Annotated in this window: 20 protein-coding genes and 6 tRNA genes; 17 read left to right on the top strand and 9 right to left on the bottom strand. The window is 73.8% G+C overall.

Annotated elements, in window-relative coordinates; genetic code table 11:
- Positions 1–105: 105 nt before the first annotated feature.
- From JNW98_RS01500 to JNW98_RS01485, 4 genes are all read left to right on the top strand, one after another.
- On the top strand, positions 106–1,434 hold the full coding sequence (locus JNW98_RS01500; RefSeq protein WP_223766193.1) for a deoxyguanosinetriphosphate triphosphohydrolase: 1,329 nt from the start codon (positions 106–108) through the stop codon (positions 1,432–1,434).
- A gap of 145 nt (positions 1,435–1,579) precedes the next feature.
- The gene (locus JNW98_RS01495) at positions 1,580–2,842 is read left to right on the top strand and encodes an NAD(P)/FAD-dependent oxidoreductase (protein ID WP_223766192.1); all 1,263 of its coding nucleotides are present in this window, start codon (positions 1,580–1,582) and stop codon (positions 2,840–2,842) included.
- Between the two features lie 61 nt (positions 2,843–2,903).
- The gene (dnaG, locus tag JNW98_RS01490; RefSeq protein WP_223766191.1) at positions 2,904–4,811 is read left to right on the top strand and encodes a DNA primase; all 1,908 of its coding nucleotides are present in this window, start codon (positions 2,904–2,906) and stop codon (positions 4,809–4,811) included.
- 280 nt (positions 4,812–5,091) lie between these two features.
- Positions 5,092–6,252: an RNA polymerase sigma factor gene (locus tag JNW98_RS01485; protein WP_223766190.1), complete on the top strand. Its 1,161-nt coding sequence runs from the start codon at positions 5,092–5,094 to the stop codon at positions 6,250–6,252.
- A gap of 9 nt (positions 6,253–6,261) precedes the next feature.
- On the opposite strand, the gene JNW98_RS01480 is transcribed toward JNW98_RS01485, so the two are convergent.
- The gene (locus tag JNW98_RS01480) at positions 6,262–7,692 is read right to left on the bottom strand and encodes an FGGY family carbohydrate kinase (RefSeq protein WP_223766189.1); all 1,431 of its coding nucleotides are present in this window, start codon (positions 7,690–7,692) and stop codon (positions 6,262–6,264) included.
- A gap of 42 nt (positions 7,693–7,734) precedes the next feature.
- Positions 7,735–8,022, bottom strand: a complete 288-nt coding sequence (locus tag JNW98_RS01475; protein ID WP_223766188.1) for a YtxH domain-containing protein — start codon at positions 8,020–8,022, stop codon at positions 7,735–7,737.
- A 207-nt stretch (positions 8,023–8,229) separates the two neighbouring features.
- Here JNW98_RS01475 and JNW98_RS01470 point away from each other — a divergent pair.
- The 8 genes from JNW98_RS01470 (at position 8,230) to JNW98_RS01435 (ending at position 9,829) form a co-directional block, all read left to right on the top strand.
- Positions 8,230–8,302: transfer RNA gene (locus tag JNW98_RS01470), tRNA-Asn, on the top strand.
- A gap of 5 nt (positions 8,303–8,307) precedes the next feature.
- Positions 8,308–8,380 (top strand) — tRNA-Asn (locus tag JNW98_RS01465).
- Positions 8,381–8,385: 5 nt separating this feature from the next.
- A tRNA-Asn gene (locus JNW98_RS01460) sits at positions 8,386–8,458 on the top strand.
- Positions 8,459–8,463: 5 nt separating this feature from the next.
- Positions 8,464–8,536 (top strand) — tRNA-Asn (locus JNW98_RS01455).
- Positions 8,537–8,541: 5 nt separating this feature from the next.
- Positions 8,542–8,617: transfer RNA gene (locus JNW98_RS01450), tRNA-Asn, on the top strand.
- Positions 8,618–8,808: 191 nt separating this feature from the next.
- A tRNA-Ile gene (locus JNW98_RS01445) sits at positions 8,809–8,882 on the top strand.
- A 309-nt stretch (positions 8,883–9,191) separates the two neighbouring features.
- Positions 9,192–9,425 (top strand): type II toxin-antitoxin system VapB family antitoxin, encoded by a 234-nt coding sequence (locus tag JNW98_RS01440; protein ID WP_223766187.1) that lies wholly within the window; start codon positions 9,192–9,194, stop codon positions 9,423–9,425.
- A complete protein-coding gene (locus JNW98_RS01435) occupies positions 9,422–9,829 on the top strand; it encodes a PIN domain nuclease (protein ID WP_223766186.1) in 408 nt (135 codons plus the stop codon). The genes JNW98_RS01440 and JNW98_RS01435 overlap by 4 nt, the downstream gene beginning before the upstream one ends.
- Before the next feature lie 145 nt (positions 9,830–9,974).
- On the opposite strand, the gene JNW98_RS01430 is transcribed toward JNW98_RS01435, so the two are convergent.
- Complete coding sequence (locus JNW98_RS01430) at positions 9,975–11,012, bottom strand: DUF1259 domain-containing protein (protein WP_223766185.1); 1,038 nt, start codon at positions 11,010–11,012, stop codon at positions 9,975–9,977.
- 174 nt (positions 11,013–11,186) lie between these two features.
- Between JNW98_RS01430 and trxA the strand changes: the two genes are divergently transcribed.
- The 3 genes from trxA (at position 11,187) to JNW98_RS01415 (ending at position 12,743) form a co-directional block, all read left to right on the top strand.
- Positions 11,187–11,579, top strand: a complete 393-nt coding sequence (trxA, locus tag JNW98_RS01425) for a thioredoxin (RefSeq protein WP_223766184.1) — start codon at positions 11,187–11,189, stop codon at positions 11,577–11,579.
- Positions 11,572–12,210: a histidine phosphatase family protein gene (locus JNW98_RS01420; protein WP_223766183.1), complete on the top strand. Its 639-nt coding sequence runs from the start codon at positions 11,572–11,574 to the stop codon at positions 12,208–12,210. Before trxA ends, JNW98_RS01420 begins: the two co-directional genes overlap by 8 nt.
- Positions 12,211–12,317: 107 nt before the next feature.
- Positions 12,318–12,743 (top strand): OsmC family peroxiredoxin, encoded by a 426-nt coding sequence (locus JNW98_RS01415; RefSeq protein WP_223766182.1) that lies wholly within the window; start codon positions 12,318–12,320, stop codon positions 12,741–12,743.
- Here the strand turns inward: JNW98_RS01415 and JNW98_RS01410 are convergent.
- The 4 genes from JNW98_RS01410 to JNW98_RS01395 form a co-directional block, all read right to left on the bottom strand.
- Positions 12,718–13,434, bottom strand: coding sequence for a YoaK family protein (locus JNW98_RS01410; protein WP_223766181.1), 717 nt, complete (start codon positions 13,432–13,434; stop codon positions 12,718–12,720). The two genes, JNW98_RS01415 and JNW98_RS01410, sit on opposite strands and share 26 nt — an antisense overlap.
- Before the next feature lie 24 nt (positions 13,435–13,458).
- Positions 13,459–14,076 (bottom strand): sortase domain-containing protein, encoded by a 618-nt coding sequence (locus tag JNW98_RS01405; protein WP_223766180.1) that lies wholly within the window; start codon positions 14,074–14,076, stop codon positions 13,459–13,461.
- Positions 14,077–14,199: 123 nt separating this feature from the next.
- The gene (locus JNW98_RS01400; RefSeq protein ID WP_223766179.1) at positions 14,200–14,787 is read right to left on the bottom strand and encodes a hypothetical protein; all 588 of its coding nucleotides are present in this window, start codon (positions 14,785–14,787) and stop codon (positions 14,200–14,202) included.
- A 35-nt stretch (positions 14,788–14,822) separates the two neighbouring features.
- Positions 14,823–15,311, bottom strand: coding sequence for a MarR family winged helix-turn-helix transcriptional regulator (locus JNW98_RS01395; RefSeq protein WP_223766178.1), 489 nt, complete (start codon positions 15,309–15,311; stop codon positions 14,823–14,825).
- Positions 15,312–15,418: 107 nt separating this feature from the next.
- Here JNW98_RS01395 and JNW98_RS01390 point away from each other — a divergent pair, with 107 nt between their 5' ends.
- Entirely contained in the window at positions 15,419–16,441 is a 1,023-nt protein-coding gene (locus tag JNW98_RS01390) for an NADP-dependent oxidoreductase (protein WP_223766177.1), read from the top strand.
- Positions 16,442–16,477: 36 nt separating this feature from the next.
- Positions 16,478–16,906 carry an organic hydroperoxide resistance protein gene (locus tag JNW98_RS01385; RefSeq protein WP_223766176.1) on the top strand — a complete coding sequence of 143 codons (429 nt, stop codon included), beginning with the start codon at positions 16,478–16,480 and terminating at the stop codon, positions 16,904–16,906.
- 25 nt (positions 16,907–16,931) lie between these two features.
- Here the strand turns inward: JNW98_RS01385 and JNW98_RS01380 are convergent, their stop codons facing one another.
- Together JNW98_RS01380 and JNW98_RS01375 are read right to left on the bottom strand one after the other, a co-directional pair.
- Positions 16,932–17,669 carry a carbon-nitrogen hydrolase family protein gene (locus JNW98_RS01380; protein WP_223766175.1) on the bottom strand — a complete coding sequence of 246 codons (738 nt, stop codon included), beginning with the start codon at positions 17,667–17,669 and terminating at the stop codon, positions 16,932–16,934.
- A 7-nt stretch (positions 17,670–17,676) separates the two neighbouring features.
- Positions 17,677–18,688, bottom strand: a 1,012-nt coding sequence (locus JNW98_RS01375; protein WP_223766174.1) for a pyroglutamyl-peptidase I, incomplete at its 5' end; no start/stop codon positions are given.

Genomic DNA, 18,688 nt, shown 5'->3' with positions numbered 1-18,688 from the left:
TCCCCGCGATCGCCGGGAAACCGCCGGGGCCGGGCCGGCCGGACCGACGCGAACGGGCCGAGGGACCCCATGCCCTTGTCCGACCCGGGGACTACCGTCGGGGGTATGAACGGCTCAGCAGCGACCACCCGCGGGGAAGCGCCCGCCCTCGACGGATACGACGCCCCGGACCTGGAGCGCTGGGCCCCCGAGCCCGACAAGCGGCCCGGCCGCACCGCCTTCCAGCGCGACCGCGCCCGCGTCCTGCACTCCGCCGCGCTGCGCCGGCTCGCCGGGAAGACACAGGTCGTCACCCCCGGTGCCAGCGGCCAGGTGTGGGACGCCAGCCCGCGCACCCGGCTCACCCACTCCCTGGAGTGCGCCCAGGTCGGCCGGGAGCTCGGCGCCGCCCTCGGCTGCGACCCCGACCTCGTCGAGACCGCCTGCCTCGCGCACGACCTCGGCCACCCGCCGTTCGGGCACAACGGCGAACAGGCGCTCGACGAAGTCGCCGCGTCCTGCGGCGGTTTCGAGGGCAACGCCCAGTCCCTGCGGCTGCTGACCCGGCTGGAGCCCAAGCGCTTCGTCACCGACCCCGAGACCGGCGAGCCCGCCAGCGTCGGCCTCAACCTCACCCGCGCCGCGCTCGACGCCGCCACCAAGTACCCCTGGCCGCGCGCCGGCCACCCCACCGACCCGGACTCGGCCAAGTTCGGCGTCTACCCCGACGACCTGCCGGTCTTCCACTGGCTGCGGCAGGGCGCGCCCCCGCACCGCAGGAGCTTCGAGGCCCAGGTCATGGACTGGGCCGACGACGTCGCCTACTCCGTCCACGACGTCGAGGACGGCCTGCACGCCGGCCACCTCGACCCCAACGTCCTCGCCGCCGAACCCGAACGGCGCGAGATCTTCGCCGTCGCCGCCCGCCGCTACGCCCCCGGCGCGGACCCCGAGGAGCTGGCCGAGGCCCTCGACCGGCTGCTCGACCAGGAGTGGTGGCCGCACGGCTACGACGGCTCGGCCGTCTCCCAGGCCCGCCTGAAGGACGCCACCAGCCAGCTCATCGGCCGGTTCTGCCTCGCCGCCGAGACCGCCACCCGGGAGGCGTGGGGCCCCGGCCGGCTCACCCGGCACCGCGCCGGCCTCGTCGTCCCGCACGGCACCCGGCTGGAGTGCGCCGTCCTCAAGGCCGTCGCCGACCGGTACGTCATCCAGCGCGAGGACCAGGAGAAGCTCCGCGCCGACCAGCGCGTCGTCCTCGCCGAGCTGGCCGAGGCGCTCGTCGCCCGCGCGCCCGACGGCCTCGACCCGCAGTTCCGGACCCTGTACACCGCCGCGGCCGACGACTCGGGCCGGCTGCGCGCCGTCGTCGACCAGATCGCCGCCCTCACCGACGCCTCCGCGCGCACCCTGCACGCCCGGCTCACCGGAGGCCGCCCGCCGTCCGTCGGCTGATCGGAAGAGGGAAGCGAAGGGCCCGGGCCGCGGACGGTCCCCGGCGCGGCCCTCTTCCGGCGGCCCGCCGCGTGCGGGACGCTCGCACTGGCCGTTCCGGCGAACGCACCGGGGACTCGAAGCACATCGAGCGAGGAGGCAGCAAGTGGTGGACGCGAACCAGACGTTCGTCATCGTCGGAGGGGGACTCGCCGGCGCCAAGGCGGCCGAGACCCTCCGCACGGAGGGATTCACCGGGCGGGTGATCCTCATCAGCGACGAACGCGACCACCCCTACGAGCGCCCGCCGCTCTCCAAGGGGTACCTCATGGGCAAGGACGAGCGGGACAGCGTCTTCGTCCACGAGCCCGCCTGGTACGCCCAGGCCGACGTCGAGCTCCACCTCGGCCTGCCCGCCGTCCACCTCGACCGCGCCGCCCGCACGGTCCGGCTGGGCGACGGCACGTGCGTCCACTACGACCGGCTGCTGCTCGCCACCGGCGCCGAACCGCGCCGCCTCGACATCCCCGGCACCGGCCTGGCCGGCGTCCACCACCTGCGCCGCCTCGCCCACGCCGAGCGGCTGCGCGGCGTCCTGGCCTCCCTCGGCCGGGACAACGGCCACCTCGTCATCGCCGGCGCCGGCTGGATCGGCCTGGAGGTGGCCGCCGCCGCCCGCGGCTACGGCGCCGAGGTGACCGTCGTCGAGCCCGACCCCACCCCGCTGCACCGGGTCCTCGGCCCCGAGCTCGGGCAGGTCTTCACCGACCTGCACGCCGAGCACGGCGTCCGCTTCCACTTCGGCGCCCGCCTCACCGAGATCACCGGCCAGGACGGCATGGTGCTCGCCGTGCGCACCGACGACGGCGAGGAGCACCCCGCGCACAGCGTCCTCGCCGCCATCGGCGCGGCCCCGCGCACCGCCCTCGCCGAGGCCGCCGGGCTCGCCCTCGTCGACCGCGAGGACGGCGGCGGTGTCGCCGTCGACGCGTCCCTGCGCACCTCCGACCCGGACGTCTTCGCCGCCGGCGACGTCGCCGCGGTCGAGCGGCCGGACGCCGCCGGCCGGCTCCGCGTCGAGCACTGGGCCAACGCCCTGCACAGCGGCCCGGCGGCGGCCCGCGCCATGCTGGGCAAGGAGGTCGTCTACGACCGGGTCCCCTACTTCTTCTCCGACCAGTACGACGTCGGCATGGAGTACTCCGGCTACGCGCCGCCCGGCTCCTACGACCAGGTGGTGTGCCGGGGGGACGTCGGGAAGCGCGAGTTCATCGCCTTCTGGCTGCGGGAGGGCCGGGTGCTGGCGGGGATGAACGTCAACGTGTGGGACGTCACGGAGTCCGTCCAGCGGCTCATCCGGGCCGGCGCGCGCCCGGATCCCGAGGCGCTGGCCGACCCAGGGGTCCCGCTGGACGGGCTGCTCCCCTGAGATTCCCCTGATCCTCCGGACCGCGGGCCGGCGTGTCGGCGGCCGCCAGTAGACTTCACGCGTGGCAGGCAGGATCAACGATGACGATGTGAAGGCGGTCCGGGACGCCGTCCCGATCGACGCCGTCGTGTCCGAATACCTCCAGCTGCGCAACGCCGGCGGCGGCAACCTCAAGGGCCTCTGCCCGTTCCACGACGAGAAGTCCCCGTCCTTCCACGTCAGCCCGGCCAAGGGGCTGTACCACTGCTTCGGCTGCCAGGAGGGCGGGGACACGGTCGACTTCGTGATGAAGATCGACCACCTGTCGTTCACCGAGACCATCGAGCGGCTCGCCGCCCAGGCCGGCATCACCCTGCGCTACGAGGAGGGCGGCTACACGCCCGGCCGCCAGCAGGGCGAGCGCACCCGGCTGGTCGAGGCGCACAAGGTCGCGGCGCAGTTCTACGCCGAGCAGCTGGACGGCGCCGAGGCCGAGATCGGCCGGGCCTTCCTGGCCGGCCGCGGCTTCGACCAGGCCGCCGCCCGGCACTTCGGCGTCGGCTACAGCCCGGCCGGCTGGGACCACCTCACCCGGTTCCTGCGCGGCCGCGGCTTCACCGACAAGGAGCTGATCCTCTCCGGCCTCTCCCAGGACGGCCGGCGCGGGCCCATCGACCGCTTCCGCGGCCGCCTGATGTGGCCCATCCGGGACATCACCGGCGACGTCGTCGGCTTCGGCGCGCGCAAGCTCCGCGACGACGACAACGGCCCCAAGTACCTCAACACCCCCGAGACGCCGATCTACCGCAAGTCCCACGTCCTCTACGGCATCGACCTCGCCAAGAAGGACATCGCCAAGGGCAACCGCGCGGTCGTCGTCGAGGGCTACACCGACGTGATGGCCTGCCACCTGGCCGGCGTCACCACCGCCATCGCCACCTGCGGCACCGCCTTCGCCGGCGAGCACGTCAAGATCCTCCGCCGGCTGCTGATGGACAACTCGCGGGCCAAGGTGATCTTCACTTTCGACGGCGACGCGGCCGGGCAGCGGGCCGCCCTGCGCGCCTTCGAGGACGACCAGAAGTTCGCCGCCCACACCAACATCGCGGTCACCCCCGGCGGGATGGACCCCTGCGAGCTCCGGCTCGACAAGGGCGACGACGCGGTGCGGCAGCTGATCGAGGAGAGCACGCCGCTCTTCGAGTTCGCCCTCCGCTCCGTCGTCGCCCGGCACGACGTGGACGCCCCCGAGGGGCAGGCGGCGGCCCTGGAGGAAGCCGCCCCCATCGTCGCGGGGATCAAGGACAGCTCCATCCGCCACCAGTACGCCGTGCGGCTGGCCGGGCTGCTGGGGATTCTCGACACGCAGTTCGTCGTGCTGAGGGTGGGGCAGCTCGCGCGGTGGGCTCGTGAGCGGGAGGCGCGCGGCGACGGGCGCTCCCGCCCTGCCGCTCGCGCGGCGGCCCCGGCTCCCGCCGCCGGGCCGGCCGCGCCCCCGGCATCCCGCGGGCCCGCCCTCAACCTCCGCAGCCCCGCCCACCGCACGGAGCGCGAGCTCCTCAAGCTCGCCCTCCAGCGGCCGGACCTGGTCGCCCCCGCCTTCGACGCCTACGGCGAGGACGAGTTCACCGCTCCGCCGTACGCGGTGGTCCGCCGGGCGATCGAGACGGCCGGGGGCGTCGCTCTGGCCGACGGCGACTACCTCACTCGTGTGCGGGACGCCGCTCCCGACGACACCGTCCGCTCCATGATCACCGAGCTCGCCGTCGAGTCGATCCACGCCAAGACGGTGGACGAGATCTATGCCGGGCAGCAGCTGGTGCAGGTGCGGCTGCGGGCCGTGGAGCGGCGGGTGCGGGAGGTTCAGGGGAGTCTGGTGCGGCTCGGCGCGCAGTCGGCGCCGGATCATCTCGCCGCGGTGCAGAACGAGTTGTGGGTGCTCCAGCAGTACGGGAAGGCGCTGCAGGAGCGGGGGGCTGCGGCGCTTTAGCCCTGACGGGCGGGGTTTCGCCCCGGTCCCGCCCTTTCACCGTTTCTTGCGGGGGCAAGCCCCCGCGCCCCCAAAGCGCCCATCGGGCGCTGTCCTCAATCGCCGGACGGGCTGATTCAGCCCGTCCGGCGATTGAGGACAACCGCGCGGAGCGCGGTTTCGGGGGGCTGGGGGCTTGCCCCCAGGAATCGGCGAAGGGGCGGGACCGGGGCACAGCCCCCGCAGGGTCACCCTCCGACCACAGAAAGTGGCCGCACGACCCTCGTGGCGGAGCCACGTCGTGCCCCACACTGGTGGGCGGTGCCGCCGCCGCGCCGAGCCTCTGCCCAGAGCAGCGATCACCCTGGAGGTCGCCCCCGTGCAGACCCGGACCCCTACCCTCCCCGAGGCCCTGGCCGACCCCGTAGGGGCCGTTCCGCGGCAGCCCGGACCACCACCACCCGAGAGCCTGGCCGACGAGCCGGGGCCGGGCCCCGAGCCGGTGCCGGACCGCGACCGCGACCGCGACCGGCGCGCAGCCGAGTCGGGCGGCCCCTCCTCGGACCTCTTCCGCCAGTACCTCCGCGAGATCGGCCGCATCCCGCTGCTCACCGCGGCCGAGGAGGTGGAGCTGGCCCGCCGGGTGGAGGCCGGGCTGTTCGCCGAGGAGAAGCTGTCGAACGACCCCGACCTGGACACCTGCCTGGCGCTCGACCTCGACCGGCTCGTGGTCCTGGGCCGGATGGCCAAGCGCCGCCTCATCGAGGCCAACCTGCGCCTGGTCGTCTCCGTCGCCAAGCGCTACATCGGACGCGGCCTGACCATGCTCGACCTCGTCCAGGAGGGCAACCTCGGCCTCATCAGGGCGGTCGAGAAGTTCGACTACGCGCGGGGCTACAAGTTCTCGACGTACGCGACGTGGTGGATCCGCCAGGCCATGTCCCGGGCCCTGGCCGACCAGGCGCGGACGATCCGCGTCCCGGTGCACGTCGTCGAGCTGATCAACCGCGTCGTCCGGGTGCAGCGCCGCATGCTCCAGGAGCGCGGCAGCGAGCCGACGGCCGAGGAGGTCGCCGTCTACCTCGACCTCTCCGAGGAGCGGGTCAGCGAGGTGCTGCGGCTGGCCCAGGAGCCGGTGTCCCTGCACGCGCCGGTCGGCGAGGAGGACGACGTCGCGCTCGGCGACCTCATCGAGGACGGGGACGCCGCCTCGCCCGTCGAGTCCGCGGCCTTCCTCCTGCTGCGCGAGCACCTGGAGGCGGTCCTGTCCACGCTGGGCGAGCGCGAGCGCAAGGTGGTGCAGCTGCGCTACGGGCTGGTGGACGGCAGGCCGCGGACGCTGGAGGAGATCGGCCGGATATTCGGCGTCACCCGGGAGCGGATCCGGCAGATCGAGTCCAAGACCCTCAACAAGCTCCGGGACCACGCCTTCGCCGACCAGCTGCGCGGCTACCTGGACTGATACCGCGCGCTACTGTCCGAACGCCCCCGGATGCGTCTGCTCGCGCACCGTCGCGTACTGCTGCCGCACCGCCTGGCCCGACGGCAGGTCCTCACCCGGATCGAACGCCTGCCCGGCCCCCTGCGGCCAGCGCGGCGGCTCCTGCGGGGACAGCACGCCGTTCCGCACCCCCAGCGCCCAGGCGGCCTGCCGGGCCGCGCCCAGCGCCGCGTAGTCGGCCGGCTGGGGCACGACGACCTGCGCCCCGAACAGGGCGGGCGCCAGCGCCTGCACGGCCGGCAGCTCCGCCGCCGCGCCCAGCAGGAACACCCGGCGCACCACGACACCGCGCCCGCGCAGCACGTCCAGCGCGTCCGCGAGCCCGCACAGCATCCCCTCGAAGGCGGCCCGTGCCAGGTGCTCGGGCTTCATGCTCTCGCGCCGCAGCCCGGCCAGCGTCCCGGCGGTGTGCGGCAGGTGCGGGGTGCGTTCGCCCTCCAGGTACGGCAGCAGCACCAGCCCGTACGAGCCCCAGGACGAGAGCAGTGCCCGCTCCGAGAGCCCGGCCAGGTCGGTGCCCAGCAGCTCGGCCGTGCCGCGCAGCACCCGGACGGCGTTGAGGGTGTGGACGACGGGCAGGTGCATGCCGGTGGCGTCGGCGAACGAGGTGATGGTGCCGGAGGGGTCGCTCAGCGCCTGGTGGTGGACGGCGAAGACGGAGCCGGAGGCGCCCAGCGAGATCACCGCGTCGCCCGGGCCCACGCCGAGGCCGAAGGCGGCGGCCATGGTCTCGCCGGTGCCGGCGGAGATCAGCAGGCCCTCGGGGGTGTGCCCGGCCGGTTCGGCGGGCGCGAGGACGTCGGGGAGCGCCGCCTGGTGGCCCAGCGCCAGTTCGACCAGGTCGGGGCGCCACTGGCCGGTGGCGGCGGACCAGTAGCCGGTGGCCGAGGCGGCCCCCCGGTCGGTGGTCCGGCGCGCCGGCCGGCCCAGCAGCTGCCACACCAGCCACTCGTGCGGCTGGAGCAGCATGGCGGTGCGGGTGGCCGACTCGGGCTCGTTCCTGGCCAGCCAGCGGAGCTTGGCGACGGACATGGCGGACTGCGGCACCGTTCCGACGGCCTCCGCCCAGGCGGCCCGGCCGCCCAGCGCGTCGGTCAGGTCGGCGGCGGCCGGCTGCGCCCGCTTGTCGTTGCCCAGCAGCGCCGGGCGGACGAGGACGCCGCCGGCGTCCAGCGTGAGCAGCCCGTGCTGCTGCGCCGAGACGCCGATGGCCTGGACGCCCTCCAGCAGCCCGCCGGCGGCGGCCTCGCCGAGTGAGATCAGCCACGCCTGGGGATCGCCCTCGGCGGCGGACGGGGGATGCGGCGCGTACCCCTGCCGGAGCACGGCCCCCGTGTCCGCGTCGCAGACGACGATCCGTGTGCTCTCGGTGGAACTGTCCAGCCCCGCGACTATGCCCATGCCGAGGATGATGCCAAACCGCCGCCGCCGGCCCGCATCCGGTCAGGTGTTGCTGGTGCCCCACTCGTCCTCGTCGGGACTCCGCTGCTCGCGCAGCGAGCGGACCCGCTCCTTCACCGAGCCGGGGACCCGGTCGCCCACCTTGCCCAGCGCACGGCCGGCCAGGGACCTGCCGTTCACCGCCGCCGTCTCCGCGGTGTTGCGCACGGCCGGATTCTGCGCGATCCGCCGCACCCCCTTGCGCAGCTCCTCGTACCGCTCGCGGCCCGCCCGCGCGCCGAGCACGTAGCCCGTGGCGGCGCCGGCGAGGAACGTCAGCCGGTAGCGCATCGCACCCCATCCTTCCCTCGGATCCCGTGGAACCCGCGGCCTCGCGGGCCCCTGCCGGGCTGTGTCCGCCGCCTACCCTGCGTACCCGGAGGTCACTCCGGGAGTACCGATTGGCGGAGCACCCCCCTGCTTGCGCTAATGTATGTCTCGCAGCGAGCGCACGCCGCCCGGGAGACCGGACGAAGACGCATTCGAGGCACGCCACAGTCCCCTGTAGCTCAATTGGCAGAGCAGCCGGCTGTTAACCGGCAGGTTACTGGTTCGAGTCCAGTCGGGGGAGCTCGATCCTCTGTAGCTCAATTGGCAGAGCAGCCGGCTGTTAACCGGCAGGTTACTGGTTCGAGTCCAGTCGGGGGAGCTCGATCCTCTGTAGCTCAATTGGCAGAGCAGCCGGCTGTTAACCGGCAGGTTACTGGTTCGAGTCCAGTCGGGGGAGCTCGATCCTCTGTAGCTCAATTGGCAGAGCAGCCGGCTGTTAACCGGCAGGTTACTGGTTCGAGTCCAGTCGGGGGAGCTCGATCCTCTGTAGCTCAATTGGCAGAGCAGCCGGCTGTTAACCGGCAGGTTACTGGTTCGAGTCCAGTCGGAGGAGCCATCGGGAAGAGGACCCCTGCGGGGGTCCTTTTTTCATGCCGGGATTTCCCGCCGGACGGGAACCATCGCGCCCCGCCCGAAGTCCTCAAGGTCAGGCTGGTCACACGATGTGCCCCCACCGGGGCAACAGATCGTATGAGCGGCTATGCTGCGGCAGACGGCGCGCACAGATGTGCGCGACGCGCCGTGAACGGGGCGGTAGCTCAGCCGGTTAGAGCAGCGGACTCATAATCCGTCGGTCGTGGGTTCGAGTCCCACCCGCCCCACTTCGCGGTAGGAGTGAACAAACGTTCTGGCCTGCGATTTCACGCTCTGAAGGGTCGCCACCTCGTCGGTGGCGGCCCTTTGTCGTCCCCGGGGACGGGGCGGGGACGGGGCGGGGACGGAACGCCGTCCGAGTCGCCCGTATGTGCATGCACAAGATCTAGTTGATCGATCTGGGGCGCATGTAGTGGTTTGTGTGGCTGAATTGCGATCTCAGGATGTGGCCGGTGCGGATTGTTCGGCCGGAGCGGCATGTTGGCGATGTATCTTGGATGCATACATAGAGTTGGTTGCTGAGTGAGGTGGTCAGCATGTCCGTAACCCAGATCGACCTCGACGACGAAGCCCTGGCCGAAGCCATGCGGCTGATGGGCGCATCCACCAAGAAGGAGACCGTCAACGCGGCCCTGCGCGACTACGTGGCCCGCGTCAAGAGGCTCGACGCCGCCGAAAAGCTGGCCGCACGGGGTGAGCAAGGCGAGTTCGAGGCGGCAGTAGCTGCGCACGCGGCAGCCAAGCGGGCTCGGCAGGCGGCTTTCGAGTGATCACCTATCTCCTCGACACCTCCGCCCTCTGGCACCTCTTCCGCACCCCGGGAGCGTTGCGCCCCTGGGAAGGGCACATCGCCGCCGGGGTGTTCCACATCTGCGAGCCCACGAGAGTCGAGTTCCTGTACTCGGCCACCGGCCCAGTGCACCGCGACGAACTGGCCGAAGAGCTGGACGCCCTGTGCCGGCTCTCACCCGTCCCGAAGAACGCCTGGCGCTGGGTCGACACCGCCCAGTACAAACTCACGCAGCACGGGCAGCACCGGTCCGCGGCCGCCATCGACCTGCTGGTGTGCGCAACGGCGGTGCATCACGGTCACACCGTCCTCCATGTGGACAACGACTTCGTGACCGTGGCGAACGTGCTCAAGGAAGTGCAGCAGCGGGACGTTCGCACCTGACCGGAGACCGCCGTTGCGCCGGCTGCCTCTGATCCCACCCGCCCCACACGAGCGATCCGTCGAAAAAACGATCTAGCCCGCCACGCCGCGGGCGTCAGGGCCGCCCGCTGGACGAGGCGGCCCTTTCCCGTACCCGGGACCGCCGTCAGCCCAGCGCCGCCGCCGCCGAGACGTTCGTCCGCTCCACCGCGGCGCGCAGCCCGCGGGCCAGGCGGACGCCGTCGCCGACGCCCCAGAAGTGCAGGAAGAACAGGCGGGGATCGTCGGTCAGCATGTGGCTGTGGATGGAGACGATGTCGATCCCGCCGCGCCGCAGGGCCCTGACCACGTCCTGGACCTCGTGGGCGGTCATCACGAAGTCGCCGTTGATGATCGCCTTCCGCTGCCCGACCGGCTGGAAGGAGATCGCGGTGGTGGAGCCGGTCATCCGGGGCAGCACCCGGTCGTGGTCGACGATCGTCTCGTTGCGGGCGAAGACGATCTTGTAGATCTCGCCCTCGGTGTCGCCCCGGGCGCCGAGCGCCCGGTCGATGCCCGCGGTGTCCAGGTCCAGCTGCTTCTTGACGGGCAGTCCGGTGCCGGGCGGGGTCCCGGTGGCCCGCAGGGCCGAACGGAGCGCCTCGGCCAGGTACGTGGCGTCGTCGTGCATCCCGTGGACGTGCATCCACCAGACCGCCGGCTCGTGGGCCAGCAGGTGCTTGTGGATCGCGGTCTGCGTGATGCCGCGCGCGTCGAGGATGTCGATGACGCGTTGCATCTCCCGCTCGGTGACCGCCATGTCGCCCATCATCATCGTCTTGCCGTCCTCGTAGCGGAGGAAGGAGACGAAGGAGCCGACGCCCAGGCTCGGCTGGAGGGGGTAGCCGTACGAGGAGACCTTCAGGTCGTGGCGGAGGAAGCCCATGCGGTAGACCTGGTTGCCGGCCAGCCGGCCCCGGTGCTCCAGGACGTCGATGACGTCCTCCCAGTCCGACTCGCTGGTGGCCGCCGGGTGGATCAGCGCGCGGCGCCGGCAGGGGTCGGTGGTCAGCTCCCGCGCGGCGGTCCCGGCCCGGGCGGGGCCGGCGGCGGCCAGTATGGGGACCAGCGCGGCGGTGGCCAGCACCAGGCGCCGTCGTGATGTCGTCGTCCGTACCTGCTCGTCGTCAGGTCTGCCACCGCTCTGTGGGCTGTCGCCGGTCATATAAAAGCACCTCCGGCGACGATGTAACCACGGTCACACCGGTTCGCCGCGGAGGCGGCTGTAGGCCATCCGGTGGCTGCGGAATAGGGCGCGCCGCTCCCGGGTTGCCGCTTCCGGGCCCATCACCGACCGGGCCTGCCACCGGGCCGACCGAAGGGAAGCGGGTAGACGCGCATGAGCAGCACCGTGGAGCTCACCAAGGAGAACTTCGACGGGACGGTCTCGGAGCACGGGTTCGTCCTGATCGACTTCTGGGCCGCCTGGTGCGGCCCCTGCCGGCAGTTCGCCCCCGTCTACGAGCGGGCGGCCGAACGCCACGAGGACCTGCTGTTCGCCAAGGTGGACACCGAGGCCCAGCCCGAGCTCGCCGCGACCTTCCAGATCACCTCGATCCCCACCCTGATGATCGTCCGCGACAACATCGCCGTCTACGCGCAGCCCGGGGCGCTCCCCGAGGCCGCGCTGGAGGACGTCATCCGGCAGGCCCGCGCGCTCGACATGGACGAGGTGCGCGCCGCGGTGGCCAAGGAGCAGAAGGACCAGCAGGAGCGCGGCGCCGGTGAGTGAGCTGCTCCTCGTCCGGCACGGTGAGACCGAGTGGAGCCGCGACGGCCTCCACACCAGCTGGACCGACCTGCCGCTGACCGCCCGCGGCGAGCGGCAGGCGGCGGCCCTCCGCCCGCTGCTCGCCGAGCGCCGGGTGGCGCACGTCCTGGCCAGCCCGCGCGCCCGCGCGCTGCGCACCGCGGAACTGGCCGGCCTGCGGGACGTCCGCGTCGAACCCGACCTGCGGGAGTGGGACTACGGCGGCTACGAGGGGATCACCACCGCCGAGATCCACAAGGAGCGTCCGGACTGGTTCCTCTTCGACGACGGCGTGGTCCCCGGCCCGGACGGGCACCCGGGGGAGACGCCCGCCGAGGTCGGCGCGCGGGCCGACCGGGTGCTGGCCCGGATCGCGCCCTGGCTGGCGGCGGACGACGGGGACGTGGTGCTCGTCGCGCACGCCCATTTCCTGCGGGTCCTGACGGCCCGCAGGCTCGGCCTGCCGCCCTCGGCGGGCGCGCTGTTCCGGCTGGACACCGGGACCGTCAGCCGGATCGGCACCGAGCACGACAGGCCGGCCCTGGTGGCCTGGAACACACCGGCGCCGGACGGGCGTGTCGGAGCCGGGCGGCCGGGGAACGGAACCGGATGATCGGACGGGGTATCGCCCCGATGGCCGTACGGCCGTACCGTCCGATCGCTCAGCACACGTTCCGGGGCCGGCGCCCCGGCCGGTTCCGTCACCCCCTGGAGGACCGCATGGCCACCACCCGTACCGCGCACACCGTCTGGGAGGGCGAGCTGCTCAAGGGCAGCGGCACCGTCACCTTCGACTCCTCCGGCATCGGCTCGCAGCCGGTCTCCTGGCCGTCCCGCGCCGAACAGGCCAACGGGAAGACCAGCCCGGAGGAGCTGATCGCCGCCGCCCACTCCAGCTGCTTCAGCATGGCGCTCTCGCACGGTCTGACCGGCGCGGGCACCCCGCCCACCCGCCTGGAGACCAAGGCCGACGTCACCTTCCAGCCGGGCGAGGGCATCACCGGCATCCACCTCTGGGTCCGCGGCGAGGTGCCCGGCCTGGACGAGGCCGGCTTCGCCGCGGCGGCCGAGGACGCCAAGAAGAACTGCCCGGTCAGCCAGGCGCTCGCCGGGACGACGATCACCCTCTCCGCCGAGCTCGCCTGACGCCCCGGCCGGTCCGCGGGCCGGTGCCGGGCGTCCGTCCGGTGCCGGCCGCCAGGCAGCCGGCGGCGAGCAGTGCCACGCAGCAGGACGCGAGGGCCAGCGGCCACACCGGGCCGTGGTGGAGCAGCAGCCAGCCGCCCGCCGTCGCGCCGAGGGCCATGGCCAGCACCGAGCCCACCCGCCGGCCGAGCCGGGTGTCGGAGCCCCCGGCGAGCCGGGAGTCGGCGGCGATGCCGGTGAGGACGCGGGTGAGGATCGTCGTCATCATGTCCGGCACGGCCAGCGCGCGGACGGTCGCGACGCGGACGCCCATCGCCACGGCGAGCACGGTGATCACGGTGAAGCGGCGGCCCTCTCCGCCCGGGACGCCGGCCACCAGCCCCGCCGCGACGCCGGTGAGCAGCGCCTCGGCCGCGAGCGCCCCGCCCAGCCACAGCCGCCGGGACCGGCCCGCCATCGCCGTACCGAACCGGCCGCCGAGCAGCGCCCCGAACAGGAACCCGGCCAGGGCCAGCGACGACGCGGGGGCCGAGAAGCCGGCCGCGCCCGTGGCGGAGAAGCCGAGGATGACGACGTTGCCCGTCATGTTGGCCGTGAAGACGTGCCCCAGGCCCAGGTAGCTGACGGCGTCGAGCACCCCGCCCACCACGGTGAGCGCGAGCAGCGCGGCGAGCAGGGGCCGGGGCGTCACGCCCTCATGGTCGGCGGCGGGCCGTCATGATCGCAGGGCCGTGTCGACGACGAGGACGCGGTGCCCGGAGCCCCGGCCGGGGTCGTCGCCCACGCAGGTCACGAGCCGCAGGGCCCGCTCCCCCGGGCCGGTGGAGCCGGCGGCGGGGTGCTCCTTCCGGGTGGCGAACGCCTCTTCGCGGTCCATGGTCCGGACGGCCGTCACCGTGAACCGCAGCGTCTTGCCGTCGCCGCGTTCGATCTCCACCGCCGCGCCCTCGCGCAGGCTGCCGAGCTTCCGGAAGACGCCGCCCCCGGCGCCGCCGTCCTCCCGGTGGCCGACGAGGACGGCGGTGCCGGGGCGGCCGGGCAGGGCGCTGCCGGTGCACCAGCCCGCGGTGTCGCTGTGCTCCTTCGGCGGCTGCCGCACCGGCCGGCCGGTGTGCGGGTCGGTGCGGAGGCGGATCAGGGGGCTGTCCACGCCGAGGGAGGGGATCCGCACCCGCTGGGGTTCGTCGGGGGAGGCCGGGGTGCCGACGGCCTTGGAGTCGTCGATCCCGCCCCAGGAGCAGCCGGTCAGCCCGGCGAACAGGGCCGCCGGCAGCACCAGGGCGGCCAGCAGCAGCGCGGTCCTGGCCAGGGCGGGGCGGTGGGAGGGGAACATGGGACGCCGTCCGGGACGGGGGCAGGGGACGCGCCCACGCTACGGACGCCGGGCGGGGGCCCGCCTCGGTTAAAAGGCCGGTCCGCGGGCGCCCGCCTCGGCCGAAAGGACGAGACGGCGGCGTCAGCGCACCATCCGCTGGAAGAGTCCCCAGGTGAACTCGGCCACGTGCTCCCGCCGTGCCCCGGAGGCGTCGGGGGCGGTGAAGGCGAGCTGCCAGCGGGTCGGCGCGGTGCCCTCCATCGGGCGGGCGGGGGCGAACGCGCGGGCCACCTCGTCGACCGTGCACGACCAGGGCCGCAACTCCTCGACGGTGCGTGGGACGGGGGAGGCGGCGCCGGGCGCCCGGACCAGCCACTCGTTCCAGACGGCGCCGCCGGGCGCGCTGAGCACCTCGAACCGCAGGTCGGGCCAGAGCGGCACGGGCCAGATGGCGGCCTCCGCGGTGAGGTCGCCGATCCGGCGCTCGGTGACGCTCTCCGGCGGCCCGAGGACGGAGCGGTAGCGGGCGCCGGCGCCACGCCCGCGGGGGGAGCGCACCATGGCCTGCCAGCGCCGGTTGGCCTCGCGCATGGCGGCGCGGCCGGTGTCCAGCGTCCGCAGGGCCTCCTCCACCAGGCCCGGCTGGTGGTCGGCCATCCGGCGCAGGAGGACGAGCTGGAAGTCCAGCGGAGTGAAGGGCGGCGCGGGGTCGGCGGTCATGGGGTCCATCGTGCCCTGAGGGCGCTCGCGCCGGGCGGGATCGCTCAGTGCGGGTCCCGGTGCGGGTCCCCGTGCGGGTCCGGGCCGTCCTCGCCGTCCGGGATCCCGCCCACCACGCGGCGCAGCAGGTCGCGCAGCAGCTCCCGCTCGGCCGCGGAGAGCCCGGCCAGCGGCTCCCGGGCGAAGTCCAGCTCCTCCCGCAGCTGCCGCGCGGTCTCCCGGCCCTCCGCGGTGACGGCGGCCAGTTTGACGCGGCGGTCCGCCGGGTCGGGCCGGCGCTCGACGAGGCCGCGGGCGGCGAGCCGGTCGACGATGCCGGTGACGTTGGACGGCTCGCACTTCAGCTTGCGGGCGATCCGGCGCATGGGCAGGGGTTCGCGGGACAGCAGGGCGAGGAGGCGGGCCTGGGCGCCGGTGAGGGCGTGCCGGCCGGCCGCCTCGTCGTACTCCTCGTGGTAGCGCGTGACGACGGTCGCGATGAGTTCGACCACCTCGACGGTCACTGGGTCGGGGCGGGATGTCGGCGGGGCCATACGGGAAGAGTACCCATTTGCTTGACAACCTAAAATATCTAGGTGAACTATTGTTTCACTACCTGAAGCAACATGGCATCACCTGAAACAACGCAGGAGGCCCACCGATGTCCGCCCAGCTCCCGACCACCACCCGCGCCTGGCACCTCGTCTCCTACCCCCAGGGCACCCCCACCGCCGCCGACTTCGCCCTCCGCGAGACCCCGCTCGCCGAGCCCGCCGAGGGCCAGATCGCCGTCCGCAACCTGCACCTGTCGGTGGACCCGTACATGCGCGGCCGGATGAGCGGCCGGAAGACGTACGTCGAGCCCTTCGCGCTGGACAAGCCGATGACCGGCGGGGCCGTCGGCGAGGTCGTCGCCTCCCGCGCCGAGGGCTTCGCCGTCGGCGACCACGTCCTGCACGACCTCGGCTGGCGCGAGCACGCCGTCCTCGACGCCAAGTACGCCGTCAAGGCCGACGCCGGCGACGTCCCCCTCTCCGCCTACCTCGGCGCGCTCGGCATGCCGGGCATGACCGCCTACGCGGGCCTGCTGGAGGTCGCCTCCTTCAAGGAGGGCGACGCCGTCTTCGTCTCCGGCGCGGCCGGCGCCGTCGGCAGCCAGGTCGGGCAGATCGCCAAGCTCAAGGGCGCCTCACGGGTCATCGGCAGCGCCGGCTCGGACGAGAAGGTGCGCCGCCTCGTCGAGGAGTACGGCTTCGACGCCGCCTTCAACTACAAGAACGGCCCGGTCGCCGAGCAGCTCGCCAAGGCCGCGCCCGACGGCATCGACGTCTACTTCGACAACGTCGGCGGCGAGCACCTGGAGGCGGCCATCGGCGCCCTCAGGCTGCACGGCCGCGCCACCATCTGCGGCGCCATCTCGCAGTACAACGCCACCGAGCCGGCGCCCGGCCCGCGCAACCTCGGCCTGCTCATCCAGAACCGGATCCGCCTCCAGGGCATGATCGTCATGGACCACGACCACCTGCGGCCGCAGTTCTTCCAGGAGGTCGGCGGCTGGATCCGGTCCGGCGCCCTCAAGCGGGACGAGACCGTCGTGCACGGCATCGAGAACACCGCCGACGCCTTCCTCGGCATGCTGCGCGGCGAGAACACCGGCAAGATGATCGTCTCCCTCGCCGGCTGAACTCCCTTCACCCCCTCTGTCTCCAGGAGCACCCCCATGAGCATCCAGCCCGTCGACGTCGCCTACACCGCCGTCGCCACCGCCGAGAACGGCCGCGACGGCCGCGTCGCCAGCGATGACGGCAACCTCGACGTCGTCGTCAACCCGCCCAAGGAGCTGGGCGGCAGCGGCGCCGGCACCAACCCCGAGCAGCTGTTCGCCGCCGGCTACAGCGCCTGCTTCCAGGGCGCGCTGGGCGTCGTCGCCCGCCAGGAGAAGGCCGACATCTCCGGCTCGACCGTCACCGCCGAGGTCGGCATCGGCAAGACGCCCGAGGGCGGCTTCGGCCTGAAGGTCGCCATCTCGGCGCACATCCCGAACGTGGACCAGGCCACCGCCCTCGCGCTCGTCGAGAAGGCGCACCAGGTCTGCCCGTACTCGAACGCGACGCGCGGCAACATCGAGGTCACCCTCTCCGTCCGCTGACGCCCCGCGCGGGGGCCGGACGCCGTCAGAGCGGCACGTCCGCCGTCACCACGCCCGCCGCCGCCTCCGGCGCCGCGGCGAGGAGACCGCCGTCCGGCCCCCACACCCCGCTGCCGCCGCAGCCGACGTAATCGCCCGCGGGGCCCACGTGGTTGGCGAGCAGCACGTGCAGCCCGTGGTCCCGGGCCAGCGCCGGGAACAGCCGCTCCCGCTCCTCCCGGCCGCCGTCGCTGCCGTAGAGCGAGGTGGCGACCAGCAGCGCGCAGCCGTCCGCCGCGGCGCGCGCGGAGATGTCGGGGAAGTCGACGTCGTAGCAGATCGCGAGGCCGATCCGGACGCCGTCCAGGACGAACCGGCCGCCGTCCTCGGTGCCGGCCGCGAAGCCGGCGGCGGTCTCCTTCTCCGTCACGTGCCGCTTGTCGTAGCGGGTGACCGGCGCGCCGTCCGGCCCGTACACGAACGCGCTGATCGTCGGCCCGGCCCCGGCCTCCCGGGGCGTCCCGGCGCAGTTGACGACGGCCGCCGTGCCGGTCTCCCGGCAGGCCGCGCGCAGCGGGCCGAGCCGCGGGTCGCCGGGCTCCAGCGCGAGCCGGCCGGGGTCGGCGGTGACCGCGGCCAACTCGTAGCCGGTGACGGCCAGCTCGGGGAAGGCGACCAGCGAGGCGCCCTTCCCGGCCGCCTCGCGGACCAGCCCGGCCATGGTCCCGACGTTCGCCTCGATGTCGCCCGGCCGGGCCGTGAACTGCGCACTTGCGATGATCATGCACCCATCATGACCGCCGGAGCGTCCCCGCGGCCACCCCGAGCAGCGCCCGGACCTGCGCGGTGATCCGCTGCCGGTTCCGCTCGAACTCCGGGTCCGTGACGCGGCCGTCCGGCGACCCGTTGTCCGCGCCGAACCGCAGGACCGGCGTGTGCAGATGGCCGCCCGGCACCGTGAGCCGCGTCGCGTCGCGCAGCAGCGTCGCCCGGTAGGCGATCTCGTTGGACAGGTAGTCGCCCCCGCCGCCCGCGCGCGCCGCCGACCCCGGCGTCGGGCCGTCCGGCCGGTCGACGGGCGTGTCCGAGCCCGCCGGGACCTCGGTGACCTCGGTGTTGTCGTGGACGGCGAACGGGCCTGTGGCGGCGGACGTCAGCGCGGCGTACGGCAGGGTGGTCCGCGTCCACTGCGGCTGCGGGCGCGTGGTCGGGATCCCGGCCGGTACGGGGACCGGGCCCGGGCCGCCGCGCAGGCCCTCGTTGTCCGTGCCGGAGCCGCGCCAGGCGCCGTTGGTCCGCTCCACGTCGAAGCGGTCCGGGCGGCCCTGGCTGATGGTGGTGAACAGGTCCACCCGGCGGGGTCCCGGCCTGAAGTGGGGGAGCAGCGTCCGCTCCACCGTGCCCCGCGCGAAGTCCTCCCAGCGCACCGGGAAGACGGCCGCCTCCACGCGGGCCGGGCCCGACGGCGTGTCGATCACCGTGCCGTCCAGGGCGAGCGCCGCCGCGCCCGACGGGTTGGAGCGGCGTATGTCGGAGTCGAGCTGGAACGGGTCGAAGCCGGTGACCAGCACCCGCTTCACCTTGTGCCCGGCCGGGAAGTCGAGGGAGTCCTGGCCGCGCGAGCCGCGCTCCAGGGCGTCCAGCAGGGCCGCCCGCCGCTCGCCGGACAGCGTGAACGTGGGCTTCCACTGCCGGAGTTCCCTGGTCAGGCTCAGCCGCGCCCAGTACAGCGGCCGGTCGTCGTCGCGCGGCAGGTCGCCGGTGGCGGGCCCGCGGCCCTGGGCCCGGGCCACCGCGCGCCGC

Source organism: Streptomyces huiliensis, assembly GCF_020037025.1.
Taxonomy (GTDB): domain Bacteria; phylum Actinomycetota; class Actinomycetes; order Streptomycetales; family Streptomycetaceae; genus Streptomyces; species Streptomyces huiliensis.
This window is presented reverse-complemented; position numbering and strand designations above follow the sequence as displayed.

What these genes read in the sequence shown, in the direction of transcription:
- JNW98_RS01500 (WP_223766193.1), top strand. Translation starts at nt 106, where the DNA reads ATGAACGGCTCAGCAGCGACCACCCGCGGGGAAGCGCCCGCCCTCGAC.
- JNW98_RS01480 (WP_223766189.1), bottom strand. Translation starts at nt 7,692, where the DNA reads ATGGGCATAGTCGCGGGGCTGGACAGTTCCACCGAGAGCACACGGATC.
- JNW98_RS01475 (WP_223766188.1), bottom strand. Translation starts at nt 8,022, where the DNA reads ATGCGCTACCGGCTGACGTTCCTCGCCGGCGCCGCCACGGGCTACGTG.
- JNW98_RS01440 (WP_223766187.1), top strand. Translation starts at nt 9,192, where the DNA reads ATGTCCGTAACCCAGATCGACCTCGACGACGAAGCCCTGGCCGAAGCC.
- JNW98_RS01430 (WP_223766185.1), bottom strand. Translation starts at nt 11,012, where the DNA reads ATGACCGGCGACAGCCCACAGAGCGGTGGCAGACCTGACGACGAGCAG.
- trxA (WP_223766184.1), top strand. Translation starts at nt 11,187, where the DNA reads ATGAGCAGCACCGTGGAGCTCACCAAGGAGAACTTCGACGGGACGGTC.
- JNW98_RS01415 (WP_223766182.1), top strand. Translation starts at nt 12,318, where the DNA reads ATGGCCACCACCCGTACCGCGCACACCGTCTGGGAGGGCGAGCTGCTC.
- JNW98_RS01405 (WP_223766180.1), bottom strand. Translation starts at nt 14,076, where the DNA reads ATGTTCCCCTCCCACCGCCCCGCCCTGGCCAGGACCGCGCTGCTGCTG.
- JNW98_RS01400 (WP_223766179.1), bottom strand. Translation starts at nt 14,787, where the DNA reads ATGGACCCCATGACCGCCGACCCCGCGCCGCCCTTCACTCCGCTGGAC.
- JNW98_RS01395 (WP_223766178.1), bottom strand. Translation starts at nt 15,311, where the DNA reads ATGGCCCCGCCGACATCCCGCCCCGACCCAGTGACCGTCGAGGTGGTC.
- JNW98_RS01390 (WP_223766177.1), top strand. Translation starts at nt 15,419, where the DNA reads ATGTCCGCCCAGCTCCCGACCACCACCCGCGCCTGGCACCTCGTCTCC.
- JNW98_RS01385 (WP_223766176.1), top strand. Translation starts at nt 16,478, where the DNA reads ATGAGCATCCAGCCCGTCGACGTCGCCTACACCGCCGTCGCCACCGCC.
- JNW98_RS01380 (WP_223766175.1), bottom strand. Translation starts at nt 17,669, where the DNA reads ATGATCATCGCAAGTGCGCAGTTCACGGCCCGGCCGGGCGACATCGAG.